Source organism: Mycobacterium sp. NGS41 (assembly GCF_059812725.1).
Window position 1 is genome coordinate 1 of the sequence record NZ_JCALDF010000066.1, and the last position, 2,445, is coordinate 2,445.

A 2,445-nucleotide genomic window follows, 5' to 3' on the forward strand; every position below is an offset into this window, starting at 1 on the left:
CACGTGTTCCCAGGCTGGGTGACGGCGCTTCTCCAGCCCAGCCAGCGCAGCCGCGGCCTCGTCGACCAGACCGCGCATTGCAAAGGCAATCACGCGGAGGATCTGGCACCGGTACCCCCAGCCCTTGGTCTCACCCGATGCGGACAACGCCTCGGCTACCGGCTCTAACAGGAAACACGCGCTCTTCAGCCGGCCGCCGCCCAGAGCGACTTGGCCTGCCACCGGGGCGCTGGCCAGTTGACCCGCCGCTGGCACAAATGCGACGCGCTCATCCAGCCACTGCGCTAGATCGTCGGCTTCGCGTATCCGACCGGACAGCAGCAGCGCACCAGCGTGGGCGTCGGCGATGATGCCGAACCCGCGTATCGCGACCGGGTATCCGGACTCGGCGGCTATGACGGCTTCGCTGGTGCGGCCGGCTTCTCCGCAAGCGACGGTGACTGCCCAGGCGGTCATACCCGCCGCGACCTGGGGAAGCTGGTCCCAAGTGATTTGTTGCGACGACGAACTGGCAGCGTCCGGCCTGCCCATCGTCGCCCAGTACACGGTGAGGAATGCGTCGATGCAACTGCGCGCCTGCGCGGGTATGGCCGGTGCCGCCTCGTCAATTGCTGCCTTCGCACCCGTTGGGTCGGCAAGAGTGAATAGCCTGTTTCTGGCTCGCAGAAAAGCAAATGCGGCGAAGTCGGCATCGCTCAACTCGCTGGTGGAAACATCCGCGAGCACCGCGTCGGCTTCCTGGCCACGACTGAGTGAGGACAGAACGAATGCGCGGATGAACCTCGCCTGTGCGCCGCCTCCAGCGCGGATCGCCGCATCAGCCAGCAAGTCGGCCAGCGGCAGATCCATCAGCCACACCGCGCCGTAGGCCGCTTTGACAAACAGTTCCGCGTCCGGCGCTAGATCGGAATCGAGGCTCAATGTCGCGCGGCGCACGACAACTCGCTTATCGTCACGATCGTTGGAAGCCGCAAGCTCGGTGGCGATCAGTCCGCGAAGCCGCCGGAGGCGCATGGGTGCCACCCGTTGCTTGCGCACTTCTCGGTACAGCGGATGAGCAAGCCGTACCTGCACGCGGCTCTCGAAGTGCTCGAGCGTGATGAGGCCCCGGATGTCGGCTTCCTCGATCGCCGCTGGATGAGTGATTTTGGTGAGCGATGCCAGTTCGATGGGCTCCCCGACAGCGAGCGCGTCGATCACATCGCTTACTGCAGTCGGTAGGGCGCCGATGCGGGTTTCGATCATCTCAACCAAGCCGGGCGGCATCGTCGGCTCGCCGATCCAACGCCAGCAATCGTCATGGCGCACGATTCGCCCGTCCGCGATCTCCCGCTCAACGATGTTGCGCACATACAGCGCGTTGCCACGCGTAAGCTCCCACAGACGATCAGCCGCACCCGCATCCAGCGATCCATCGAGCGTCGTCGTCAGCAAAGTCACGGTTTCGTCGCGTGATAATGGCTGCAAGTCGAGTCGGCTAAATTCGCCGGCCCTCCAGATGTCTTGTATCCCAGCGGGAATCGGCTCACCGTCGCGGATCGTCAACAGTATTTTGGCGGCGCGTTCTTGAACAATCTGGTGCAGAACGAATGTCGACAGGTCATCGAGCAGATGCGCGTCGTCGACGCCGACGATCGTGGTGGTATGTGGCGAGGTACGCGTCAACGATTCGATGACGCCGCGCACCAGTTGAATATTTCCTGCGGGGGCTGCGTCTACCCATGGGGCGAATGCTCCTAACGGAAGTGAACGCGCCGATGACGTGGCGATGGCCCAACGTGTTTCGCATCCCTGAGCCGCGGCTGCGGATAGTGCTTCGCGGGCGACTCGGCTCTTGCCGATACCTGCAGGACCCTGAACGACGACGCCGGATAGATCCGACACGCAAATCGCGTCCTCGATAAGCCGCATTTCCTCGCTGCGACCCGTGAGTGGCCACGTTAACCGCACCCACACAGATTAGGAGCATTCAGGGCAAACGTGCAGGTAAACCACGGGGCATGGAAACGGCTACCGTGCGGACGGGCAATTAGTAAAGTTCACCATTAGGAGGCGACCATGGACACCACCGCGATGCAGACGCTGGTGTCGCGCCATCTGAGCGCAGAGGGGCGCGCCGACATTGACGCGGCCGTTTCGGTGTATACCGACGACATCGAACACGACATGGTCGGCTTTCCGGGTGGCGTTCGGCGCGGCAAGGTCGATGCGCGAGCTTTCTACACCTACCTCACTGCCAACTTCCGGTCCGAGCGTGAGCAGGATCTACACCGTTATGTCACTGACGACGCAATGATTCTCGAACAGCAGGTCACCGGCATCGTCACGGGCTCAATGCTCGGACTACCGGGCAATGGACGTCGAATTAGTTTTCGCACCATGCACATCTTCGAGTTCCGCGATGGGCTGATTAGCCGCGAGAACGTCTGGCTGGACAGTGCGGCC

2 protein-coding genes are annotated in these 2,445 nt (G+C 62.8%); one reads left to right on the forward strand and one right to left on the reverse strand.

Going from position 1 to position 2,445, the window contains the following annotated elements; all coding sequences use genetic code 11:
- Positions 1-1,950: AAA family ATPase (locus tag AC5Y21_RS25925; RefSeq protein ID WP_499916997.1), on the reverse strand; the 1,950-nt coding region annotated here is incomplete at its 3' end.
- Positions 1,951-2,058: 108 nt separating this feature from the next.
- Between AC5Y21_RS25925 and AC5Y21_RS25930 the strand changes: the two genes are divergently transcribed.
- Positions 2,059-2,445, forward strand: a 387-nt coding sequence (locus AC5Y21_RS25930) for a nuclear transport factor 2 family protein (protein WP_499916999.1), incomplete at its 3' end; no start/stop codon positions are given.